At 60.3% G+C, this 18,919-nt stretch carries 23 protein-coding genes and 1 pseudogene; 23 read left to right on the forward strand and 1 reads right to left on the reverse strand.

Annotation, left to right across the window (positions count from 1 at the left end):
- Positions 1-18: 18 nt before the first annotated feature.
- The 23 genes and pseudogenes from fabG to ABG996_RS07980 all read left to right on the forward strand — a co-directional run bounded on the left by fabG (position 19) and on the right by ABG996_RS07980 (position 17,896).
- Positions 19-792: a 3-oxoacyl-[acyl-carrier-protein] reductase gene (gene fabG / locus ABG996_RS07870; RefSeq protein WP_022094189.1), complete on the forward strand. Its 774-nt coding sequence runs from the start codon at positions 19-21 to the stop codon at positions 790-792.
- A 39-nt stretch (positions 793-831) separates the two neighbouring features.
- The gene (gene fabF, locus ABG996_RS07875; RefSeq protein WP_347479612.1) at positions 832-2,079 is read left to right on the forward strand and encodes a beta-ketoacyl-ACP synthase II; all 1,248 of its coding nucleotides are present in this window, start codon (positions 832-834) and stop codon (positions 2,077-2,079) included.
- A 3-nt stretch (positions 2,080-2,082) separates the two neighbouring features.
- On the forward strand, positions 2,083-2,556 hold the full coding sequence (gene accB, locus ABG996_RS07880) for an acetyl-CoA carboxylase biotin carboxyl carrier protein (RefSeq protein ID WP_347479614.1): 474 nt from the start codon (positions 2,083-2,085) through the stop codon (positions 2,554-2,556).
- Positions 2,557-2,565: 9 nt separating this feature from the next.
- Positions 2,566-2,988: a 3-hydroxyacyl-ACP dehydratase FabZ gene (gene fabZ, locus ABG996_RS07885; protein WP_022094192.1), complete on the forward strand. Its 423-nt coding sequence runs from the start codon at positions 2,566-2,568 to the stop codon at positions 2,986-2,988.
- 10 nt (positions 2,989-2,998) lie between these two features.
- Positions 2,999-4,342, forward strand: a complete 1,344-nt coding sequence (locus ABG996_RS07890) for an acetyl-CoA carboxylase biotin carboxylase subunit (RefSeq protein ID WP_347479617.1) — start codon at positions 2,999-3,001, stop codon at positions 4,340-4,342.
- A complete protein-coding gene (accD, locus tag ABG996_RS07895; protein WP_347479619.1) occupies positions 4,329-6,053 on the forward strand; it encodes an acetyl-CoA carboxylase, carboxyltransferase subunit beta in 1,725 nt (574 codons plus the stop codon). Before ABG996_RS07890 ends, accD begins: the two co-directional genes overlap by 14 nt.
- Positions 6,054-6,093: 40 nt before the next feature.
- On the forward strand, positions 6,094-7,308 hold the full coding sequence (locus tag ABG996_RS07900) for a PTS sugar transporter subunit IIC (protein ID WP_347479621.1): 1,215 nt from the start codon (positions 6,094-6,096) through the stop codon (positions 7,306-7,308).
- A gap of 151 nt (positions 7,309-7,459) precedes the next feature.
- The gene (locus ABG996_RS07905) at positions 7,460-8,614 is read left to right on the forward strand and encodes a cation diffusion facilitator family transporter (protein ID WP_347479623.1); all 1,155 of its coding nucleotides are present in this window, start codon (positions 7,460-7,462) and stop codon (positions 8,612-8,614) included.
- Positions 8,615-8,653: 39 nt separating this feature from the next.
- Positions 8,654-9,280, forward strand: coding sequence for a histidine phosphatase family protein (locus tag ABG996_RS07910; protein WP_347479625.1), 627 nt, complete (start codon positions 8,654-8,656; stop codon positions 9,278-9,280).
- 459 nt (positions 9,281-9,739) lie between these two features.
- The gene (gene rplC, locus ABG996_RS07915) at positions 9,740-10,360 is read left to right on the forward strand and encodes a 50S ribosomal protein L3 (RefSeq protein ID WP_035137484.1); all 621 of its coding nucleotides are present in this window, start codon (positions 9,740-9,742) and stop codon (positions 10,358-10,360) included.
- Between the two features lie 46 nt (positions 10,361-10,406).
- On the forward strand, positions 10,407-11,033 hold the full coding sequence (gene rplD / locus ABG996_RS07920) for a 50S ribosomal protein L4 (RefSeq protein ID WP_347479627.1): 627 nt from the start codon (positions 10,407-10,409) through the stop codon (positions 11,031-11,033).
- On the forward strand, positions 11,034-11,321 hold the full coding sequence (rplW, locus tag ABG996_RS07925) for a 50S ribosomal protein L23 (RefSeq protein WP_022094197.1): 288 nt from the start codon (positions 11,034-11,036) through the stop codon (positions 11,319-11,321).
- Between the two features lie 179 nt (positions 11,322-11,500).
- On the forward strand, positions 11,501-12,331 hold the full coding sequence (gene rplB, locus ABG996_RS07930; RefSeq protein ID WP_022094198.1) for a 50S ribosomal protein L2: 831 nt from the start codon (positions 11,501-11,503) through the stop codon (positions 12,329-12,331).
- Positions 12,332-12,363: 32 nt separating this feature from the next.
- Positions 12,364-12,624, forward strand: coding sequence for a 30S ribosomal protein S19 (gene rpsS / locus ABG996_RS07935; RefSeq protein WP_006235035.1), 261 nt, complete (start codon positions 12,364-12,366; stop codon positions 12,622-12,624).
- A gap of 14 nt (positions 12,625-12,638) precedes the next feature.
- Positions 12,639-13,010, forward strand: coding sequence for a 50S ribosomal protein L22 (gene rplV, locus ABG996_RS07940; RefSeq protein ID WP_006235036.1), 372 nt, complete (start codon positions 12,639-12,641; stop codon positions 13,008-13,010).
- A gap of 6 nt (positions 13,011-13,016) precedes the next feature.
- Complete coding sequence (rpsC, locus tag ABG996_RS07945; RefSeq protein ID WP_006235037.1) at positions 13,017-13,727, forward strand: 30S ribosomal protein S3; 711 nt, start codon at positions 13,017-13,019, stop codon at positions 13,725-13,727.
- Positions 13,727-14,143 (forward strand): annotated as a pseudogene (gene rplP / locus ABG996_RS07950) (50S ribosomal protein L16); the annotation flags it as partial. The gene rpsC and the pseudogene rplP, both read left to right, overlap by 1 nt.
- Positions 14,144-14,229: 86 nt before the next feature.
- Positions 14,230-14,445 carry a 50S ribosomal protein L29 gene (gene rpmC / locus ABG996_RS07955; protein ID WP_006235039.1) on the forward strand — a complete coding sequence of 72 codons (216 nt, stop codon included), beginning with the start codon at positions 14,230-14,232 and terminating at the stop codon, positions 14,443-14,445.
- Between the two features lie 16 nt (positions 14,446-14,461).
- On the forward strand, positions 14,462-14,722 hold the full coding sequence (rpsQ, locus tag ABG996_RS07960; protein WP_006235040.1) for a 30S ribosomal protein S17: 261 nt from the start codon (positions 14,462-14,464) through the stop codon (positions 14,720-14,722).
- A gap of 118 nt (positions 14,723-14,840) precedes the next feature.
- Entirely contained in the window at positions 14,841-15,209 is a 369-nt protein-coding gene (gene rplN / locus ABG996_RS07965; protein WP_006235041.1) for a 50S ribosomal protein L14, read from the forward strand.
- Between the two features lie 13 nt (positions 15,210-15,222).
- Positions 15,223-15,528, forward strand: coding sequence for a 50S ribosomal protein L24 (rplX, locus tag ABG996_RS07970; protein ID WP_099432059.1), 306 nt, complete (start codon positions 15,223-15,225; stop codon positions 15,526-15,528).
- 538 nt (positions 15,529-16,066) lie between these two features.
- Complete coding sequence (locus ABG996_RS07975) at positions 16,067-17,146, forward strand: Gfo/Idh/MocA family protein (RefSeq protein WP_347479780.1); 1,080 nt, start codon at positions 16,067-16,069, stop codon at positions 17,144-17,146.
- A 3-nt stretch (positions 17,147-17,149) separates the two neighbouring features.
- A complete protein-coding gene (locus ABG996_RS07980; protein ID WP_347479779.1) occupies positions 17,150-17,896 on the forward strand; it encodes a DeoR/GlpR family DNA-binding transcription regulator in 747 nt (248 codons plus the stop codon).
- Between the two features lie 350 nt (positions 17,897-18,246).
- On the opposite strand, the gene ABG996_RS07985 is transcribed toward ABG996_RS07980, so the two are convergent.
- A complete protein-coding gene (locus ABG996_RS07985; RefSeq protein WP_271758624.1) occupies positions 18,247-18,906 on the reverse strand; it encodes an RluA family pseudouridine synthase in 660 nt (219 codons plus the stop codon).
- Between the last annotated feature and the right edge of the window lie 13 nt (positions 18,907-18,919).

Consider the following 18,919-nt stretch of genomic DNA (forward strand, 5'->3'; position numbering starts at 1 on the left):
TAACCCGAAAGGAATGACATGGGCAACTTGAACAACGGCACGCTCGAGCGCAACGACTCACGTCGCGTGGCACTGGTCACGGGCGGCTCGCGGGGTATCGGCCGCGCCTGCGCTGTCGGTCTGGCGGAGGACGGCTTTGATATCGCCGTCGTCTATGCCGGAAGCGTCGATGCGGCGCGCGAGACGTGCGAAGCCTGCGAGGCGGCTGGCGCCGCGGCACGCGCATATCAATGCGACGTGGCCGACCCCGCTGCCGTCATCGCGTGCGTGGAAGCGGTCCTCAACGACTTTGGCTCCATTTGGGCGCTCGTCAACAACGCTGGCATCACCCGCGATAGCCTGCTCATGCGCATGGGCGATGACGCCTTCGATCGCGTGCTCGATGTCAATCTTAAAGGAACGTTTAACACGACGCGCGCACTCACCAAGACCTTTATGCGTCAGCGCGGCGGCTGCGTCGTCAACATGAGCTCGGTCGTGGGCCTGATGGGCAATGCCGGGCAGGCCAACTACGCTGCCTCCAAGGCGGGCGTGATCGGCCTGACCAAGGCGGTGGCGCGCGAGCTTGCGCCCCGCGGCGTACGAGTGAACGCGGTCGCACCCGGGTTTGTCGAGACCGATATGACGGCAAAGCTATCGGATAAGGTGCGTGCGGCGTGCGAGGAGCAGATTCCCCTGAGGCGCATGGCGCGTCCCGAGGAAGTGGCCGGCGTGGTGCGTTTTTTGGCGAGCGACGCGGCTGCCTACATTACGGGCGAAGTCGTACGCGTCGACGGCGGAATGGCGATGTAGAAACCAGGGCCGAAGAACGGCTTGGATGAGGAGACCATGATGGAACAGAGAGTTGCAATCACCGGTATCGGTGCCGTGTCGCCGCTCGGCAACACCGCGCTTGCCACCTGGGCGGCCATGTGCGCTGGCGCGTGCGGCATCGGCCCGATCACGCACTTCGATACCGATGCGTTTGCCGTCAAGGTGGCAGCCGAGGTCAAGGGCTTTGACGGCAACGAGTACTTTGGCAAGCGTGACGCCAAGCATCTCGACCCCTGCGTTCAGTTTGCGATGGCGGCTTCGGACGAAGCCATGCACGATGCGGGCTTTGATGTCGAGGGCGCCATCGATCGCGAGCGCCTGGGCGTCTACGTGGGTTCAGGCGTGGGTGGCATGCAGACGCTTGTCGACAACGTTCACACGATCGCCGATCGCGGGCCTCGTCGCGCATCGCCCTATATGATCGCGATGATGATCCCCAACATGGCATCGGGCAATATCGCAATCCGCCACAAGGCAAAGGGCCCGACCCTGCCCGTGGTGACCGCGTGCGCAACCTCGGCCCATGCGGTGGGCGAGGCGTTCCGCGCCATCAAGCACGGCTATGCCGACGCGATCCTCGCGGGCGGCGCCGAGGCCGCAATTATCCCCGATGCCGTTGCGGGCTTTACGTCCTGCCGCGCATTGACCACCAACCCCGATCCCGCGACGGCCTGCCGTCCGTTCGATGCAGACCGCGACGGCTTTGTGATGGGCGAGGGCGCCTGCGTGCTCGTGCTCGAGAGCATGGAACATGCGCAGGCGCGCGGTGCGCACATTTATGCCGAGGTCGTGGGCTACGGCAACACCGATGATGCCTATCACATCACGAGCCCTGATCCCGAGGCTGCCGGCATTGCCCGCGCGATATCGCTGGCGGTGACCGAGGGCGACGTCAAGCCTTCCGAGGGTCTCTACATCAATGCCCACGGCACATCTACCAAGCTCAACGATTCGTCCGAGACGGCGGGCATTAAGCGCGCGCTCGGCGAGGACGCGGCGCGCGCCGCGCACGTCTCGTCGACTAAGTCGATGACCGGCCACATGATCGGTGCCACGGGCGCCATCGAGGTCATGGCCTGCGCCATGGCGCTCGAGCAGGGCGTGGTGCCGCCGACCATTAACTACCACACGCCCGATCCCGCCTGCGATCTTGACTACACGCCCAATCGCGCGGTTCGCGCCGACCTTACCTGGGCGCTTTCGACCAACCTGGGCTTTGGCGGACACAACGCCGCCATCGCGCTGCGTAGATATACGAGGAGCTAGAGCATGGATTCCAAAAGACTTGCCGAGATAGCCGATGTTATGGAGGACCGCGGCCTCACGCGCGTGCGCGTTGAGGAGCCCGATGGCACCGCGGTCGAGCTCGAGCGCGCGAGCGCCGCGCAGCCGGTTGCCGTGCCCATGCCTATGCCGAGCGCCATGGCCGCTCCAGTTGCAGCTCCCGCAGTCGCGCCTGCCGCACCGGAACCTGCCGCGCAGACACCTGCGGCCGCGCCGGAGCTTAAGGGCACCGAGGTGACCGCTCCCATGGTCGGCGTTTTCTATGCCGCCCCAGCGCCGGGCGACGAGCCGTTTGTGCACGTGGGTTCCAAGGTCAAGGCCGGCGAGACCCTCTGCATCATCGAGGCCATGAAGGTTCTCAACGAGGTGACGGCAGAGGCAGACGGCGAGGTGCTCGAGATCTGCGTGGCCGACGGCGACCTCGTGGAGTTTGGCAGCTGCCTCATGAGGATCGGATAGGTGATGTCCATGAACAAAGAAGAGCTCAAGAAGCTGTTGCCGCATCGCGAGCCGATGCTTTTGCTCGACGAGGCCGAGCTGGTGGGCGACGAGGCCCACGGCAAGATCACGATCACGGGCGACGAGTACTTTTTGCAGGGGCATTTTCCGGGAAACCCGGTGGTCCCCGGCGTGATTCAGTGCGAGATGCTCGCCCAAAACTGTTGCGTGCTGCTGATGGGCGATGAGGAGGCGCGCGGCGCGACGCCGTTCTACACGAGCCTGGACAAGGTGCGCTTTAAGCGTCCGGTGCGCCCGGGCGACACGGTGGATCTGGTGTGCACCATCACGCGTGCGCGCGGGCCGTTCCGCTTTGCGACGGGTACTGCGAGCGTCAACGGTGAGGTTTGCTGCCGCGCCGATATGTCTTTTGCACTCATGCACGAAAGTTAAGGAAGGCTTCATGTTCGACAAAGTGCTCATCGCCAACCGCGGCGAAGTCGCGGTCCGTGTTATTCGCGCGTGCCGCGATATGGGCATCAAAACCGTCGCCGTTTATTCCACGGCCGATGCGGACGCGCTGCACGTGCAGCTTGCCGACGAGGCGTATTGCATTGGCGGCCCGCGTCTTGCCGAGAGCTACCTCAACGACGATGCTGTGCTCACCTGTGCCGTGAAGTCGGGAGCTAAGGCAATTCATCCCGGCTATGGCTTCTTTTCCGAGAAGGCGAGCTTCGTGCGCGACTGCGACAAGTATGGCCTGGCGTTTGTCGGCCCCTCGGCCGAGGTCATCGACAGCATGGGCGACAAGGACGCCGCACGTCGAACGGCTGCCGCGGCGGGCGTGCCCATCGTACCGGGCTGCGATTTGCTCAAAAGTCCCGAGGAGGCAACGGCCGAGGCTGAGCGCATTGGCTGCCCCGTGCTTATTAAGGCGCGTGCGGGCGGCGGCGGTCGCGGTATTCGTAAGGTCGAGCGCGTGGAAGATGCGGCAAAGGCGTTCATCGAGGCGCGTGCCGAGGGCGAGGCCGTCTTTGGCGACGGCGAGTGCTACATGGAGAAGTTCGTCGCGCCGGCGCACCACGTTGAGGTGCAGATTATGGCCGATAAGCAGGGCCATGTGTTTTCGCTCGGCGAGCGCGAGTGCTCGGTTCAGCGTCGCAATCAAAAGCTGATCGAGGAGAGCCCCGCGCCGTGCCTCGACGGACACGACGACACTCGTGCTCGCATGCACAAGGCAGCGCGTGACTTGGCTCGTGCCGTCGGCTACGAAGGGGCCGGTACCATCGAGTTCTTGTATTCGGACGACGGCAATTTCTACTTTATGGAAATGAACACGCGCTTGCAGGTGGAGCATCCGGTTACGGAGTTTGTGACCGATACCGACTTGGTCAAGTGGCAGCTGCGCGTGGCAGCCGGCCAGCCTCTGCCCTTTGAGCGGGAGGACATGCCGGTCCGCAACCACGCCATGGAGTGCCGCATCAATGCCGAAACGCCGGACTTTCTGCCGTCATGTGGAACGGTCACCGCGTTGCGTGTGCCGGGTGGTCCGCGCGTACGCTGGGATTCCGCCATGTTTACCGGTGCGAACGTTCCGCCGTACTACGACTCTATGCTCGGCAAGCTCATCGTGTGTGCGCCCACGCGTGACGGCGCTATTCGTAAGATGCGCTCGGCCCTGGGCGAGCTCGTGATTGAGGGCGTGAGCGAAAACAGCGAGCTTCAGCTCGACGTGCTGGCAAACGACGAGTTCTTGTCAGGCATGTATCACACCGATCTGATGGGGCATCTCTATGCTGATGAATAGAAAAGCGAAGACGGTCAACGTCCTCGAGGGGCCAATGACCGAGTCGTGCGCCGAGTTTCCCGCGCGTCACGTGTTTATCAAGTGCCCGGAGTGCCGCCGTGTGATCGATGAGGCGCGCCTGCACGACAACCTTGAGGTCTGCCCTCGTTGCGGCAAACACTTTCGCGTGAGCGGGCGCGACCGCATGCGCATGACGGTTGACGAGGGCACGTTTGAGGAATGGGATGCCAATCTGGCGCCGGAGGACTTCCTCTCGTTTCCCGGCTATGCCGACAAGCTCAAGAGCGTGAGCGAGCGTTCGGGCGAGCGCGATGCCGTTGTGTGCGGCAAGGGCAAAATCTGCGGTTGCGATACGGCGCTCTTCTTTATGGACGCCAACTTTATGATGGGCTCGATGGGTTCCGTGGTGGGCGAGAAGATCTGTCGCACATTTGAGCGAGCGACCGAGCTGGGATTGCCAGTTGTCGGCTTTACCGTTTCGGGCGGTGCGCGCATGCAAGAGGGCGTGACATCGCTTATGCAGATGGCCAAGATTTCTGCGGCGGTTAGGCGCCACAGCGAGGCGGGCGGCCTGTATATCACGGTGCTCACCGACCCCACGACCGGAGGCGTAACCGCGAGTTTTGCCATGGAGGGCGACATTATCCTGGCCGAGCCCGATGCCCTGACGGCATTTGCCGGCCCGCGCGTGATCGAGCAGAACATGCACAAGCGCCTGCCCAAGGGATTCCAGCGCTCCGAGTTTTTGCTGGAGCACGGCTTTTGCGATGCCGTTGTTCCGCGTGGCGAGATTGCGCTCACGGTAGGCGAGCTGCTGGCGCTGCACGAAGGGCACGCGCCCGGCCTGGGGGCACCGCATGAGATCGTGCATACGGGTCGCCGCGGCAAAAAGCTGGGACACTTGTTCAAGCGCTCGGCCGCACCAAAAACCGCGCTCGAGATTGTCAAGCAGACCCGCTCGGCAGATCGCGCCACGGCAGGCGAGATGATCTCGCTGGGCCTGGATGGATTTGTGGAGCTGCACGGCGACCGCTACTTTGGCGACGACGCTGCTGTGGTGGCTGGCATTGGCTGGAAAGACGGACGCCCCGTAACGGTCATCGCCGTCGAGCGCGGCACCACGACTAAAGAGCGTATGCGTCGCAACTTTGGTATGGCACATCCCGAGGGCTACCGCAAAGCGCGTCGCCTGATGCGCCAGGCCGAAAAGTTTGGTCGACCGGTTCTGTGCCTGGTCAATACTTCGGGCGCGTTTTGCGGCATCGGTGCCGAGGAACGCGGTCAGGGCGAGGCGATTGCCCAGAACCTCATGGAGATGAGCGGCCTTAAGACGCCGATTGTCTCGGTGGTGACAGGCGAGGGCGGCTCTGGTGGCGCGCTGGCGCTGTCCGTGGCCGACCGCATCCTGATGCTCTCGAGCTCGGCCTATTCGGTCGTGAGCCCCGAGGCCTGTGCGTCGATCCTGTGGAAGGATACCGAGCGCGCGAATGAGGCCGCCGAGGCGCTTAAGCTCACGGCCCCCGATCTGTTGGCGCTCGGCATCATCGACGGCATTGTTGACGATAGGGGCCTGTCGCATGAGGAGATCGCCGGTGCCGTCATGTCCTCGGCATTTGATGCCTTCGATACGCTTGGGCAGCTCGACGACGCGACCCTCACAAACCTCCGCTACGAAAAGTACCGCGCAATCGGTCAGTACCGCACGATGTGACAAAGGGAAAGCTCGCATGTCACATTGGGAAAGGCGTTCCATGTCACAAGTTTCTAACACCTCGTTTACAACGACGGTTTCATCAAACGCCATGGCCGTGGTGGACTATCTGTCCAAAAGCATGATGTCGGCGCTGCCGTTTATTGTCTGCGCGGCGTTGTTCCGCACCGTCGCCGTCATTATGGGCGAAGGTATGCTGGGCCTGTGGTCTGCCGATTCCGAAATCTATCGCCTGTTCTACAGTTGGCTCTATAACGCCGGCTACTACTTTTTGCCCATTTATCTTGGTTGGGCGGCCGCCCGCCAGCTCGGTTGCTCGGAGCAGCTAGGCATGATGCTGGGCGGCGTATTGATTGCGCCCGATCTGCTTAAGCTCGTCGATGCCGCATCGACGACGGGGGCATCGATGACTTCCGTGTATGGTCTGCTTCCCGCGCCGGTCAACGATTACACGACGACTGTTATTCCGGTTCTCATCTCGGTGCCCGTGCTATGGCGAGTGGAGTGTTTCTTTCAGCGCGTTATCCCTAAGGCCGTGGCGTTTTCGTTCGTTCCGTTTGCGACCATGCTTGTCATGGTTCCGGTTTCGCTGTGTATTACGGCGCCGGCGGGCAGCTATCTGGGCATGCTGTTGGGCCAGCTTATGTTTATGCTTGGCAATTCCGGTGGCATCGTGTCGCTGCTCACGCTCATGGGGCTTGCCGCGGGTTGGGAGTTCCTTAAGATTGCGGGCATCAGCAACGTTGTCCTATCGCTCGCCTATGCGCAGTTTATGAGTGTGGGAACGGATTCGTGCATTCTGATCGCCGCGACGATGGCAACGTTTGCCGTTTGGGGCATGCCCTTTGGTGCGTCGCTTCGCGTTGCGGATAAGGACGAGAAGGCCCTCATGCTGGGCTATTCAATCTCGGGCGTGCTTGGCGGCGTAAGCGAGCCGGCGCTGTACGGTTGCGGCTTTAAATATGGCAGGTGCCTGACGTGCATGGCCATTGGCGGTGCCGTCGGAGGCCTTGTTGCAGCCGCGGGCCACGTTACGGCCTATACCATCGGCATGACGAATGTCCTCATGGTCATTGGCTTTGCCACGGGCGGCATCTCGAACCTGCTATGGTGCTGTGCTGCCGGCGGTGTGGCATTTGCGGTGTCTGCGGCGCTGAGCTACTGCTTTGGCGTGGTGCCGGCGAAGGGACAGACGATGGGGGACGGAGCCGATTCACCCGAAACCTCGAAGAGCGTGGCCGAAGTAAGCGCGTAAACCTGTGCGACACAAGGACGATTCCTTTGCCACATTCCAAGGCCGTGGCCCGTGTGGGTTGCGGCCTTTTTTGTATCTGGGGGATAAAGTGGCTACACTACAATCCGTTTGAGCAATAGATATATAGGTAGTACCGTGGGGGCAGATGTAGATGGTCGAGTGGATTGTTAAGCGTGCGCAGGGCGACCGTGCGCGCGTGGGCACGTTGACGGGCGTGGTGTGTATTCTCGCCAATGTGGCACTATGCGCTGCGAAGGGCGTAATTGGCGTGCTGTCGGGATCGGTTTCGATTGTGGCGGATGCCATGAACAACCTGTCCGATGCCAGCTCGAATATCGTGAGCGTGCTGGGCTTTAAGCTGGCGAGCAAGCCGGCCGACCCCGAGCATCCTTACGGCCACGGTCGCTACGAGTATCTCTCGGGTCTGGTCGTGGCTGCACTCGTGCTGCTGATCGGCCTTGAGCTGGTGAAGTCCTCGGTCGAGCGCGTCATCCACCCCGAACCTGTCGAGTTCTCGCTTGCCCTGGTGGCAGTTCTAGTGCTTTCGATGGTCGTAAAGCTCTGGATGGCGGCTCTCAACCAAAAGCTCGGCGATCGCATTGAGTCCGAGACGCTGCATGCGACCGCGCAGGATTCCAAGAACGATGTTCTTGCTACGGGCGCCGTGTTAGCGTGCGCAATTGTTTCGCAGGTGACGCACATCAATCTTGACGCATGGGTCGGCCTTGCCGTTGGCGCCTATATTGGCTGGAGCGGTTTTGAACTCATCCAGGATACGGTGAGCCCGCTTTTGGGCCAGTCGCCCGATCCTAAGCTGGTCAAGCACATTCGAGACAAGATCATGAGCTATCCCGGCGTTTTGGGCGTTCACGATCTGATGGTTCACGACTACGGCCCGGGCAGGAAGTTCGCAAGCGCTCACGCCGAGATGGCGGCCGAAGCCAGCCCGCTGGAAAGTCACGACACGCTCGATAACATCGAGCAGTCGTTTAGGAACGAAGACGGCATGATTGTCACACTTCACTACGACCCCATCGTGACCGACGATCCAAAGGTGGCGAGCATGCGCTTGCGCATCAACGCTATGGCTCAAGAGATCGATAGCCGCCTTTCGATTCATGATTTGCGCTGCGTGCCGGGCCCCACGCACACCAACGTGATTTTTGACTGCGTGCGTCCCTCGGATCTGCAAATGAGTGCCGAAGACTTAAAGCACGCGCTGGCACAACGGGTCGAATCGGAATACCCCAGGTCGATTGCCAAGATTACGATCGACGAAGACTACGTAGGACATACCCACGAGTAAGGCTGTGCCGGCAAAGCAGGTTATGCAGAAGGGGAGAGCATGAAGAAACTGTATCTACTCCGCCACGGGCAGACGGAGTTCAACGTCAAAAAGCTGGTCCAGGGCCGCTGCGATTCACCGCTCACCGACCTGGGCCGTCAGCAAGCCGGGATGGCAGCCGCGTGGCTCAAAGCCCACAACGTCGTTCCCGACAAAGTGGTCTCTTCGCCCTTAGGCCGAGCCATGGACACAGCTCAGCTCGTCGCAACCGAACTCCTTGGCCCGGACGCAGTAGTCGAGTCCTGCGAAGGCATCATCGAGCGCTGCTACGGCACCTTCGAAGAAGGTCCGCACGACGCGCTACCCACCGACGTCTGGGATCCGGGCGAGGACTTAATTCCATTCGGAGGAGAAGGAAGCCAGGCACTGCAAGAGCGCATGGTAGACACCCTCACCAATATCATGGGCTCCGAGGGTATCGAAACCCTTCTAGCAGTAAGCCACGGCAGCGCCAGCCGCCAATTCATCAAGGCTGCAGCCCCAGAGGGCTTCGAGCTCCCAGCAAAACTCCCCAACTGCGCCATCATGATCTTCGATTTTGACGAGGCAAAGCCACAAGCAGAAGGCGAGCCTCATCAATGTAAGTTCACCCTCCAGCAAATAGTGGACCCCCAACAAAGTCATTAGCCTGAGCGAGCAAGGTTTAGCAGACATCAACGTGGCGTTCCCAGTGTGCGGCGGAGGGGGCGGGCCTGAGACATATTAAGGTTGTCGCGAGTTCCGCACGAACAGGAGAGCACTTAATGTGCTCTCCGTCGTGAGCAGGACTGTAGAGCAGCAACCTTAATATGTCTCAGGCCCGCCCCCTCCGCCGCACACTGGGAACGTGCCACGCACTTTACCTGCGTAAACAATGTGAGTGAAATATGAATCTCGATGGATACGCCCGCAGCCGTGTATACTAATCAGCTGTGTGTAACCAGGGGAGTATTCTGGCTGGACAAAATGCCTGCTTAATAGGGTTGTCAGGTAGTCGGGGCGAAATACAAGGCTGGGGAGCACGTCGTGTAAGTAGTGGTCCTCTAGGGGCGTACGCTCGGTGGTGTACGCATTGTCCCAAGACCACGCGAGAGTTGGGATCATATCTTGATCAGCATGATTCTCGGCCGCAAGATTGGCATGACCCAGGTTTGGGACGAGGACGACAACGTCGTTCCCGTCACGGTCATCCAGGCTGGCCCCTGCGCTGTCTCGCAGGTTAAAACTCAGGCAACCGACGGCTATGACGCCGTCCAGATCGGTTTCGGCGACATCAAGGCCAAGAACGTGAACAAGCCCATGGCTGGTCACTTCGCCAAGGCTGGCGTCGAGCCTGTCCGCTTCCTTCGTGAGGTCCGCGTCGAGAACGGCGAGGAGCACAAGGTCGGCGAGGTCGTCACCGTCGCTGATTTCGCTGATGTCGAGAAGGTCGACGTCATCGGTACCTCCAAGGGTAAGGGCTTCCAGGGTCGCATCAAGCGCTGGGGTCAGCGCCGCGGTCCTATGACGCATGGTTCTCACTTCCAGCGTCACCCCGGTTCTATCGGTCAGTGCGCCTATCCTGCGCGCGTCCTCAAGGGCGTCAAGATGGCCGGTCACATGGGTAACGAGCGCGTTACCGTCAAGAACCTTTCCGTTGTCCGCATCGATGCCGAGCAGAACCTCATCTTGGTCAAGGGCGCTGTCCCGGGTGCCAAGAATGGTCTCGTCGCCATCCGTATGGCCTAAGGGCCCAGCCCATTTAGCCCAGCGTCATACCAAGGAGAACACTTAAATGGCAAAGTTTGAAGTAAAGAACAGCGAGGGCAAGAAGGTCGCCGAGGCCGAGCTCGCCGCTGAGGTGTACGGCATCGAGCCGAACATCCACGTTATGCACCACATCGTCAAGTGCCAGATGGCCTCTTGGCGTCAGGGCACCCAGTCTGCTAAGGGTCGCTCTGAGGTTTCCGGTGGCGGCAAGAAGCCTTGGCGTCAGAAGGGCAAAGGCCGTGCCCGCCAGGGTTCCATCCGTGCTGCCCAGTGGCGTCACGGTGGCGTTGTCTTCGCCCCCAAGCCCCGTTCCTACGCTAAGCGTATGAACAACAAGGAGGTCAAGCTGGCTATGCGCTCCGCGCTGTCCGCCAAGCTGGCCGATGGCGAGCTCGTGCTCGTCGACGACTACGGCTTCGAGAAGCCTTCCACCAAGGCTGCTGTCGCCATGCTCAAGGCTCTCGGCCTTGAGGGCAAGCGTCTGACCATCATCGTTCGCGATGAGGACGTCAACGCCTACCTGTCGTTCCGCAACATTCCCAAGACGTTCATCATCACCGCTGACGAGGCCAACACCTACGATCTCGTCAACAACAACGCTGTGCTGATGCCCGCCGACATCGCCGCTCACTTCGGGGAGGTGCTTGCATAAATGACCGCCCACGAGATCATCATCCGTCCGATCGTGTCCGAGCGTTCCTTCTCCGGCATGGAGCTGAACAAGTACACGTTCGAGGTCGCCAAGGATGCTAACAAGTATCAGATCAAGGACGCTGTCGAGGAGATCTTCGGCGTCAAGGTCGTTCGCGTGAACACCCTGACGGTCAAGCCCAAGACCAAGCGCGTGCGCTATGTCGCCGGCAAGACCCGTTCTTGGAAGAAGGCCATCGTCACGCTGGCCGAGGGCGACACCATCGAGGTCTTTGGCAACCAGGCCTAAGACTCGCTGCTGTTGAGTGAGCTCATGCCTCCCAAATAGGGGAGGCGGGAGCTCAAGGTTTTGGGCGTATATAATGGACACGCCCGGAACCGTGTATACGTCCGGTGTCATCGCACCCGAGGCAGAACCTCGAATCCCTGTCTGCGATGGCTAACGGATTCCTATTGAAAGGGATTGTAATGGCTGTAAAGCACCTTAAGCCGACCTCCGCTGGTAGGCGTTGGCAGACGATCTCCGACTTCTCCGAGATCACCTGCACCAAGCCCGAGAAGTCTCTTCTCGAGCCCCTGCCTAAGAAGGCCGGTCGTAACAACAACGGCCGCATCACCACCCGCCACCAGGGCGGCGGCGTGAAGCGTCGTTACCGCGTGATCGACTTCAAGCGCAACAAGGACGGCGTGCCCGCCAAGGTTGCCACGATCGAGTACGATCCGAACCGTTCCGCTCGCATCGCTCTGCTGCACTACGCTGACGGTGAGAAGCGCTACATCCTGGCCCCCAAGGGCCTCGAGGTCGGTCAGACCATCATGTCCGGTTCTGACGCCGACATCAAGCCGGGCAACGCTCTGCCCCTCGCCGACATCCCCGTCGGTACGCTCATCCACGCCGTCGAGTTCCAGCCGGGCAAGGGCGCTGCTATCGCCCGTTCCGCCGGTAACTCCTGCCAGCTGATGGGTAAGGAGGGCAAGTACGCTATCGTCCGTATGCCTTCCTCCGAGATGCGCCGCATCCTCGTTACCTGCCGCGCCACCGTCGGTGAGGTCGGCAACGCCGATCACTCCAACATCGTCATCGGCAAGGCCGGCCGTAAGCGTCACATGAACGTGCGCCCGACCGTCCGCGGTACCGTCATGAACCCTGTCGACCACCCGCACGGCGGTGGCGAGGGCAAGAACCACACCTCTGGTCGTCCCTCTGTTACCCCCTGGGGTAAGCCGACGAAGGGCCTTCGTACGCGCAAGAAGAAGAAGGTCTCGAACCAGCACATCATTCGTCGCCGTAAGAAGTAATTTCGGATACCGAGTTTTAGGAGAAAGCACTTATGAGCAGAAGTCTCAAAAAGGGCCCGTTCGTGGAGACTCGCCTTCTCTCGCGTATCACCGCGATGAACGAGGCTGGCAAGAAGGACGTCGTGAAGACCTGGTCCCGCGCGTCCACCATCTTCCCCGAGATGGTTGGTCACACCATCGCCGTCCACGACGGCCGCAAGCATGTGCCCGTGTATGTTACCGAGTCCATGGTTGGTCACAAGCTCGGCGAGTTCGCGCCGACTCGTACGTTCCGTGGCCACAAGGCCAAATAGGGGGTTAACCGTAAATGGCAACTAAGTCTATTGAAACTGAGGCCACCGAGGTTCGCGCCGTCGCTAAGTACGTGCGTGTTTCCCCCAGCAAGGCCCGCCTGGTGGTCGATCTGATCCGCCGCAAGCCTGTTGCTCAGGCCTTCGACATCCTCCACTTCTGCGACCGTGCCGTCGCCGTGGATGTCGAGAAGGTTCTCCGTTCCGCCGTTGCGAACGCCGAGAACAACAACGGTCTGCGTGCCGACAACCTGGTTGTCGCCGCTGCCTATGTTGACGAGGGTCCGACGCTTAAGCGCATCCGTCCCCGCGCCAAGGGTTCCGCTTCTCGCATTCTGAAGCGTACTTCCCACATCACCGTCGTCGTTGCTCCTCGAAAGGAGGCGTAAAGCTGTATGGGTCAGAAAGTCTACCCCACCGGCTTCCGTCTTGGCATCACCGAGAACTGGCGCTCCCGCTGGTTCGCAGAGAAGGATTACGCTAAGACCCTCGGTAACGATCTCGAGATCCGCAAGTACCTCGAGAAGCGTCTTTCCCGCGCAGCTGTCTCCCGCGTCGAGATCGAGCGCGCTGGCGACAAGGTGAAGGTCATCATCCTCACCGCTCGCCCCGGCGTTGTCATCGGTAAGAAGGGTGCCGAGATCGATACCCTCCGCACCGAGCTCGAGAAGGTCGCTGGCGTCTCCAAGGGCCAGCTCTCCGTCGACGTTGTCGAGATCAAGCGCCCCGAGCTCGACGCCAACCTCGTTGCTCAGTCTATCGCCGAGCAGCTCGAGGGCCGCGTTGCCTTCCGTCGCGCTATGCGCAAGGCTGTCCAGTCCGCCCGCAAGGCCGGCGCTAAGGGCATCCGTATCCAGTGCTCCGGTCGTCTCGGCGGTGCCGAGATGGGCCGTCGTGAGTGGTACCGCGAGGGTCGCGTGCCTCTGCACACCCTCCGTGCCAAGATCGACTACGGCACGGCTGTCGCCAGCACCACCATGGGCGCTTGCGGCGTGAAGGTCTGGATCTACCTGGGCGAGAAGCTCCCGGGCCAGCCTGTTCCCAACCCTGCACTCGAGGGCTCTTCCCGTCCTCGTCGTCGTAACTCCGAGAGGAGGGGTCAGTAGTGCTTGCCCCTAAGCGTATTCTTCACCGCAAGGTGCAGCGTGGCTCCATGAAGGGCCAGGCCAAGGGTAATACCGAGCTGCATTTCGGCGAGTTTGGTATCCAGGCTCTCGAGGCCCATTGGATCACCAACCGTCAGATCGAGGCCGCTCGTATTGCCATGACCCGCTACATGAAGCGTGGCGGTCGTGTCTACATCACGATCTTCCCCGATAAGCCCATCACCAAGAAGCCTGCCGAGACTCGCATGGGTTCTGGTAAGGGTAACCCCGAGGAGTGGGTGGCCGTCGTCAAGCCCGGCCGCATCATGTTCGAGGTCAAGGGCGTGCCCGAGGAGGTCGCTCGCGAGGCCCTGCGTCTTGCTCAGCACAAGCTTCCCATCAAGACCAAGATTGTTGCTGCTAAGAACGCTGAGCAGCGCATCGAGAAGGAGATGGCTGAGGAGGCCGCTCTCGAGGCCAAGTGGGCTGCTGAGGACGCCGCCGCCGCCAAGGAGGAGAACTAATGAAGCCCGCAGAGATTCGTGAGCTCTCGGACGCTCAGCTCGTTGAGAAGCTGAAGGAAATGCGCGCCGAGCTCTTTAACCTTCGTTTCCAGATGGCCACCAGCCAGCTGGACAACACCGCTCGCGTCAACACCGTGAAGAAGGACATCGCTCGCGTCCTCACGGAGCAGCGCGCCCGCGAGATCGCAGCGGAGAAGTCCGCTGTCGCCGAGTAGGACCTAAGGAGAGAACATGACTGATTCGCGTAACTCGCGTAAGGTCCGTACGGGTGTCGTTACCTCCGTCTCCGGTGCCAAGACCATTGTTGTCACCATCACCGAGCGCAAGCGTCACCCCAAGTACGGCAAGATGATGACCAGCTCCAAGAAGCTGCACGCTCACGACGAGGAGTGCACGGCTGGCGTGGGCGACACCGTCCGCGTTATGGAGACCCGTCCTATGTCCAAGATGAAGCGTTGGCGCCTCATCGAGGTCGTCGAGCGCGCTAAATAAGCAGTCGCTCTTACGACTTGTACGTTTCCGAAGATGTGCGTATGCCTGGCTTGCATACCACGGGCCGTATAAAGGCTGCGCACCTCTCTTCGGTTCTTAGTTCGGAGGAACATCTACCATGATTCAGATGCAAACCATGCTGAACGTCGCCGACAACTCCGGCGCTCGCAAGATTCGCTGCATCAAGGTGCTTGGCGGTTCCAAGCGTCGTTATGCAGGCATCGGCGATGTGTTCATCGGTGCTGTCCAGGAGGCTACCCCTGGCGCCAACGTCAAGAAGAAGGACGTTGTCCGTTGCGTCGTCGTTCGCACCGTTAAGGAGATCCGCCGCAAGGATGGCTCCTACATTCGCTTTGATGAGAACGCCTGCGTTGTCATCAACAACGATGGTTCGCCCGTCGGCACCCGTATCTTCGGGCCCGTCGCTCGCGAGCTTCGTGACAAGAAGTACATGAAGATCGTCTCGCTCGCTCCCGAGACCCTGTAGTTAGGGGAGATATATGTATATCAAGAAGGGCGATAAGGTCCAGGTTCTCTCTGGTAAGGATCGCGGCAAGCAGGGCGTTATCCTGCGTGCTCTCCCCGCCGAGAACAAGGTCGTTGTCGAGGGCGTTTCGGTCGTCAAGAAGGCCGTCAAGCCCAACGCTGCCAACCAGCAGGGCGGCATCGTTTCGCAGGAGGCTCCCATCGATGCCTCCAACGTCAATCTCGTTTGCCCCGAGTGCGGTAAGGTTACCCGCGTCGGTCACGAGAAGGACGGCAAGAACAAGCTGCGCGTCTGCAAGAAGTGCGGCCACAAGTTCTAAGCTGCCCGCAACTTCAAGTTGCTAGCAAAGGCCCGGATGCCCCACGGCACCCGGGCCTTTTTCTATCCCTACTCATTGGGGACAGACTTAAATGAGTAGTCGTTGGGGACGTTCTTAAACGGCTAGTTGATGGGGACAGTCTTTAGATTTGTTTATCTGGTCATCTGGGATAGGCTTCAACGAAAGCGGCACATAGGGACTGTCTCTAGGTGCCGGCACATAGGGACGTTCCCTTTTTGCCGGCAGTTTGGGACGGTCCTTTGATGTCTGATGCCCTCAGAGGGGTGGAGTATCACGGCCCACTCTGTTCTTTAGGGCTTTGGTGTTCCGCCTCTTTATGCTTCACAAGGATCGTCGCATGCGCATTTATGCGCATAGTTTTGCGCGACAATGCGCATAACTGCGCAAACATCTGCCAACTATGGCTAAATAAGACCGACAAGCAAATAAATACGCAAACACGAGCAGATACGCGCGCAATTGTGCGAATATAGGGTTGTTAGAAATGAAGGACTTCCGATGACTTAGGAGGCACATCATGGCAGATTCCAAACAGGCTCCGCTCGACGCCGAAGCAGCCGCTAAGGCGGCGTTCGCCTCGGTCCAGGATCAGCCGTTCCCCGACAACATTTTTACGGCTCCCGAGCTTCGTTGGGCTGTAATTGGGTGTGGCGTTATCGCCAACCAAATGGCTCAGTCTCTCGCCCTTGCCGGCCGTAAGCTCGCGGGCGTTGCCAACCGCACGCTGTCCAAGGCTCAGGCTTTTGCAGAGCAGTATGGCGTTGAGAAGGTCTATGACACGGTCGAGGGTCTCTACGCCGATCCGAACATTGACGCAATCTATATCACCACGCCGCACAACACGCATATCACCTACCTGCGAGCCGCTCTGGCAGCTGGCAAGCACGTGCTCTGTGAAAAGGCCATCACCCTCAATTCTGCCGAGCTCGACGAGGCCCGCGCCATTGCCAACGAGCACAACGTTGTCCTTATGGACGCCACCACGGTGCTCCACATGCCCTTGTATCAAGAGCTGCGCCGCCGCATGGATGCCGGCGAGTTTGGCCACATGAACCTCGCTCAGCTCAACTTTGGCAGCTACAAGGAGTACGGCGACCTGACCAACCGCTTCTACAATCTTAACCTTGCTGGCGGTGCTATGCTCGACATTGGCGTCTACGCCCTGTCCGTCATGCGCCTCTTTATGGCAAGCCAGCCCGCTGAGGTCGTTTCGCTGGGCAACACCTGTGAGACCGGTGTCGACGTTGCGGGCGGCATCGTCTGCCGTAATGCCGAACAGCAGCTGGGCGTGGTGAGCCTCACGCTCCACTCCAAGCAGCCCAAGCGTTCGGTCATTAGCTTCGACAAGTGCTATATCGAGGTCAACGATTATCCGCGTGCCGATCACGCGACCATCGTGTGGACTGCAGACGGTCACCGTGAGGAGGTCCACGCTGGCACCGAGGCATACGCTCTGTGCTACGAGATGGCCGACCTGGAGAAGGCCGTTGCCGGCGATGATTCGAAGCGTGAGCTTCTGGGCTATGCTTCTGATGTTATGGAGCTTATGACCAAGCTCCGCGCCGACTGGGGAGTTGTGTACCCCGAGGAGGAGTAAGCGATGCTTGCGGAAGATAGGCTCAACGCGATCGTGTCGATGGTGCAGCGAGCCGGCTCGGTTACCGTGCCGGAGCTTGCTGAGGCCCTGGGCGTGACGGCGTCTACCATTCGGCGCGACTTGCAGACGCTCGACCGAGCGCACCGCATTGCCAAGGTCCACGGTGGGGCGACGAGTCTTGAGCGCGCGCACGTGACGCGCGACCTAACACTTAATGAGCGCAGCGACCTCCATAACGATGACAAGGAGCGTATCTGCGCCCGTGCGGCGGCGCTTGTGGAGCCTGAGAGCTTTGTATACATCGACTCGGGCTCGACGACGCTCAGGCTCATCGAGCATCTTCCACACCTTGAAGATGTCACCTATGTGACCGATTCCGTGCTCCATGCTCAGCGCCTTGCTTTGCGCGGCATGCGTACCGTGGTGCTGGGCGGCGAGCTCAAACCCGAGACCGAGGCGCTCGTTGGCCCCGATGCCTTGGCAACCTTAGACCGCTACAACTTCAACTGTGGCTTTTGGGGCTCTAACGGCATTGCCGCCGAGCAGGGCTTCACGGCGCCAGATATCGAGGAGGCGCAAGTAAAGCGTATCTCGATGCGCCATACGGCCAAGCGCTTCGTAATCTCGGACGCCAGTAAATTTGGCATGGTGGCGCCCATCAAGTTCGCGGACTTCCGCGACGCAACGATTATTACCGCAGGCGAGGTCCCTGCCAAGTACCGGGCAATGGACAACGTCATCACGGTCTAACAGCAGGGGACGGGCTAAGGCCAAAACCGCCGCGAAGGCGCCTGTCCCCATTGTGGTGGTTAGCAACGGAAACCGAGTAGTTTTCTCAATAGAAAAGCGGCAACGTCCATCACGGGCGTTGCCGCTTTCGTTATCTACCGGTTCTGTCTAAGTCTGTAACAACTGGACCGTTAAAAGTGGGCTAGGTGTTACAGATTGAGATTTTTTCTTGAGAGGGATTCGAATGTCTCGATCTATAACAAATAGACCGGAAAATGGGTTCTAACTGTTACAGATCGAGACGTTTTGGGACCGCGGCTGAGCCATTGCGGCAAAACTACCACAAAGGTGCCTGTCCCCATTGTGGTGGTTTAGGGCTCCCAGGGGCAGGGGGCTTCGATATAGATATGCTCGCCGGTTACGGGATGCGTGAAGGACACGCTGTGGGCGTGGAGCATCAGGCCGCAGGGGCGCGGCGTTCCGTACAGGTCGTCGCCAACCAGGGGATGACGCTCGCTCGCCAGGTGCACGCGAATCTGATGCTTGCGGCCGGTGAGCAACTCGACATCAATATACGAGCGCGTGGGCAGGCCACGGCGGCTCTTAAGGCGCTTGAGCACCTTGACGCGCGTCTGAGAGGGCTTTCCGCTGGCGCCGACACGCATCTTGCGGCTATCGTGGCGATCGCGAGCGATAGGCTTGTCGATGAGCTTCTCGTTCCAGTCGATTTTGCCCTCGGCGAGCGCCAGATAGTGCTTTTCGAACGCGTGGTCGATGACCATCTGGTCAAAAGCGGGCTGCGTCTGCTTGTCGAGCGAGAACAACACCACGCCGGTGGTGTTTCGGTCCAGGCGGTTAAGCGGTTGCATGTCGGTCGCGGCAAAGCCGTCGCCCATCGCCAGCAGCAGGTCGCTGGCGTAGTCGGTAAGTGTGCGCTCGCCGGTGCCGTCGCCGTGGACGATCATGCCGGCGGGCTTGTCGATGGCCATGAGCCAGGCGTCGCAGTAGAGGACTTGAGGTTCTTCGTTCACGTGTAAGCCTTTC

Source organism: Collinsella aerofaciens, from assembly GCF_039836695.1.
Taxonomy (GTDB): domain Bacteria; phylum Actinomycetota; class Coriobacteriia; order Coriobacteriales; family Coriobacteriaceae; genus Collinsella; species Collinsella aerofaciens_BD.

Bases quoted from the DNA above. Each gene is read 5' to 3' on its own strand.
- ABG996_RS07910 (WP_347479625.1), top strand. From the start codon at position 8,654: ATGAAGAAACTGTATCTACTCCGCCACGGGCAGACGGAGTTCAACGTC.
- ABG996_RS07900 (WP_347479621.1), top strand. From the start codon at position 6,094: ATGTCACAAGTTTCTAACACCTCGTTTACAACGACGGTTTCATCAAAC.
- rpsS (WP_006235035.1), top strand. From the start codon at position 12,364: ATGAGCAGAAGTCTCAAAAAGGGCCCGTTCGTGGAGACTCGCCTTCTC.
- rplN (WP_006235041.1), top strand. From the start codon at position 14,841: ATGATTCAGATGCAAACCATGCTGAACGTCGCCGACAACTCCGGCGCT.
- accD (WP_347479619.1), top strand. From the start codon at position 4,329: ATGCTGATGAATAGAAAAGCGAAGACGGTCAACGTCCTCGAGGGGCCA.
- ABG996_RS07890 (WP_347479617.1), top strand. From the start codon at position 2,999: ATGTTCGACAAAGTGCTCATCGCCAACCGCGGCGAAGTCGCGGTCCGT.
- fabG (WP_022094189.1), top strand. From the start codon at position 19: ATGGGCAACTTGAACAACGGCACGCTCGAGCGCAACGACTCACGTCGC.
- rplV (WP_006235036.1), top strand. From the start codon at position 12,639: ATGGCAACTAAGTCTATTGAAACTGAGGCCACCGAGGTTCGCGCCGTC.
- fabF (WP_347479612.1), top strand. From the start codon at position 832: ATGGAACAGAGAGTTGCAATCACCGGTATCGGTGCCGTGTCGCCGCTC.
- rpsQ (WP_006235040.1), top strand. From the start codon at position 14,462: ATGACTGATTCGCGTAACTCGCGTAAGGTCCGTACGGGTGTCGTTACC.
- fabZ (WP_022094192.1), top strand. From the start codon at position 2,566: ATGAACAAAGAAGAGCTCAAGAAGCTGTTGCCGCATCGCGAGCCGATG.
- rplW (WP_022094197.1), top strand. From the start codon at position 11,034: ATGACCGCCCACGAGATCATCATCCGTCCGATCGTGTCCGAGCGTTCC.
- rplB (WP_022094198.1), top strand. From the start codon at position 11,501: ATGGCTGTAAAGCACCTTAAGCCGACCTCCGCTGGTAGGCGTTGGCAG.
- ABG996_RS07980 (WP_347479779.1), top strand. From the start codon at position 17,150: ATGCTTGCGGAAGATAGGCTCAACGCGATCGTGTCGATGGTGCAGCGA.
- ABG996_RS07905 (WP_347479623.1), top strand. From the start codon at position 7,460: ATGGTCGAGTGGATTGTTAAGCGTGCGCAGGGCGACCGTGCGCGCGTG.
- accB (WP_347479614.1), top strand. From the start codon at position 2,083: ATGGATTCCAAAAGACTTGCCGAGATAGCCGATGTTATGGAGGACCGC.
- rpmC (WP_006235039.1), top strand. From the start codon at position 14,230: ATGAAGCCCGCAGAGATTCGTGAGCTCTCGGACGCTCAGCTCGTTGAG.
- rpsC (WP_006235037.1), top strand. From the start codon at position 13,017: ATGGGTCAGAAAGTCTACCCCACCGGCTTCCGTCTTGGCATCACCGAG.
- ABG996_RS07975 (WP_347479780.1), top strand. From the start codon at position 16,067: ATGGCAGATTCCAAACAGGCTCCGCTCGACGCCGAAGCAGCCGCTAAG.
- rplD (WP_347479627.1), top strand. From the start codon at position 10,407: ATGGCAAAGTTTGAAGTAAAGAACAGCGAGGGCAAGAAGGTCGCCGAG.
- rplX (WP_099432059.1), top strand. From the start codon at position 15,223: ATGTATATCAAGAAGGGCGATAAGGTCCAGGTTCTCTCTGGTAAGGAT.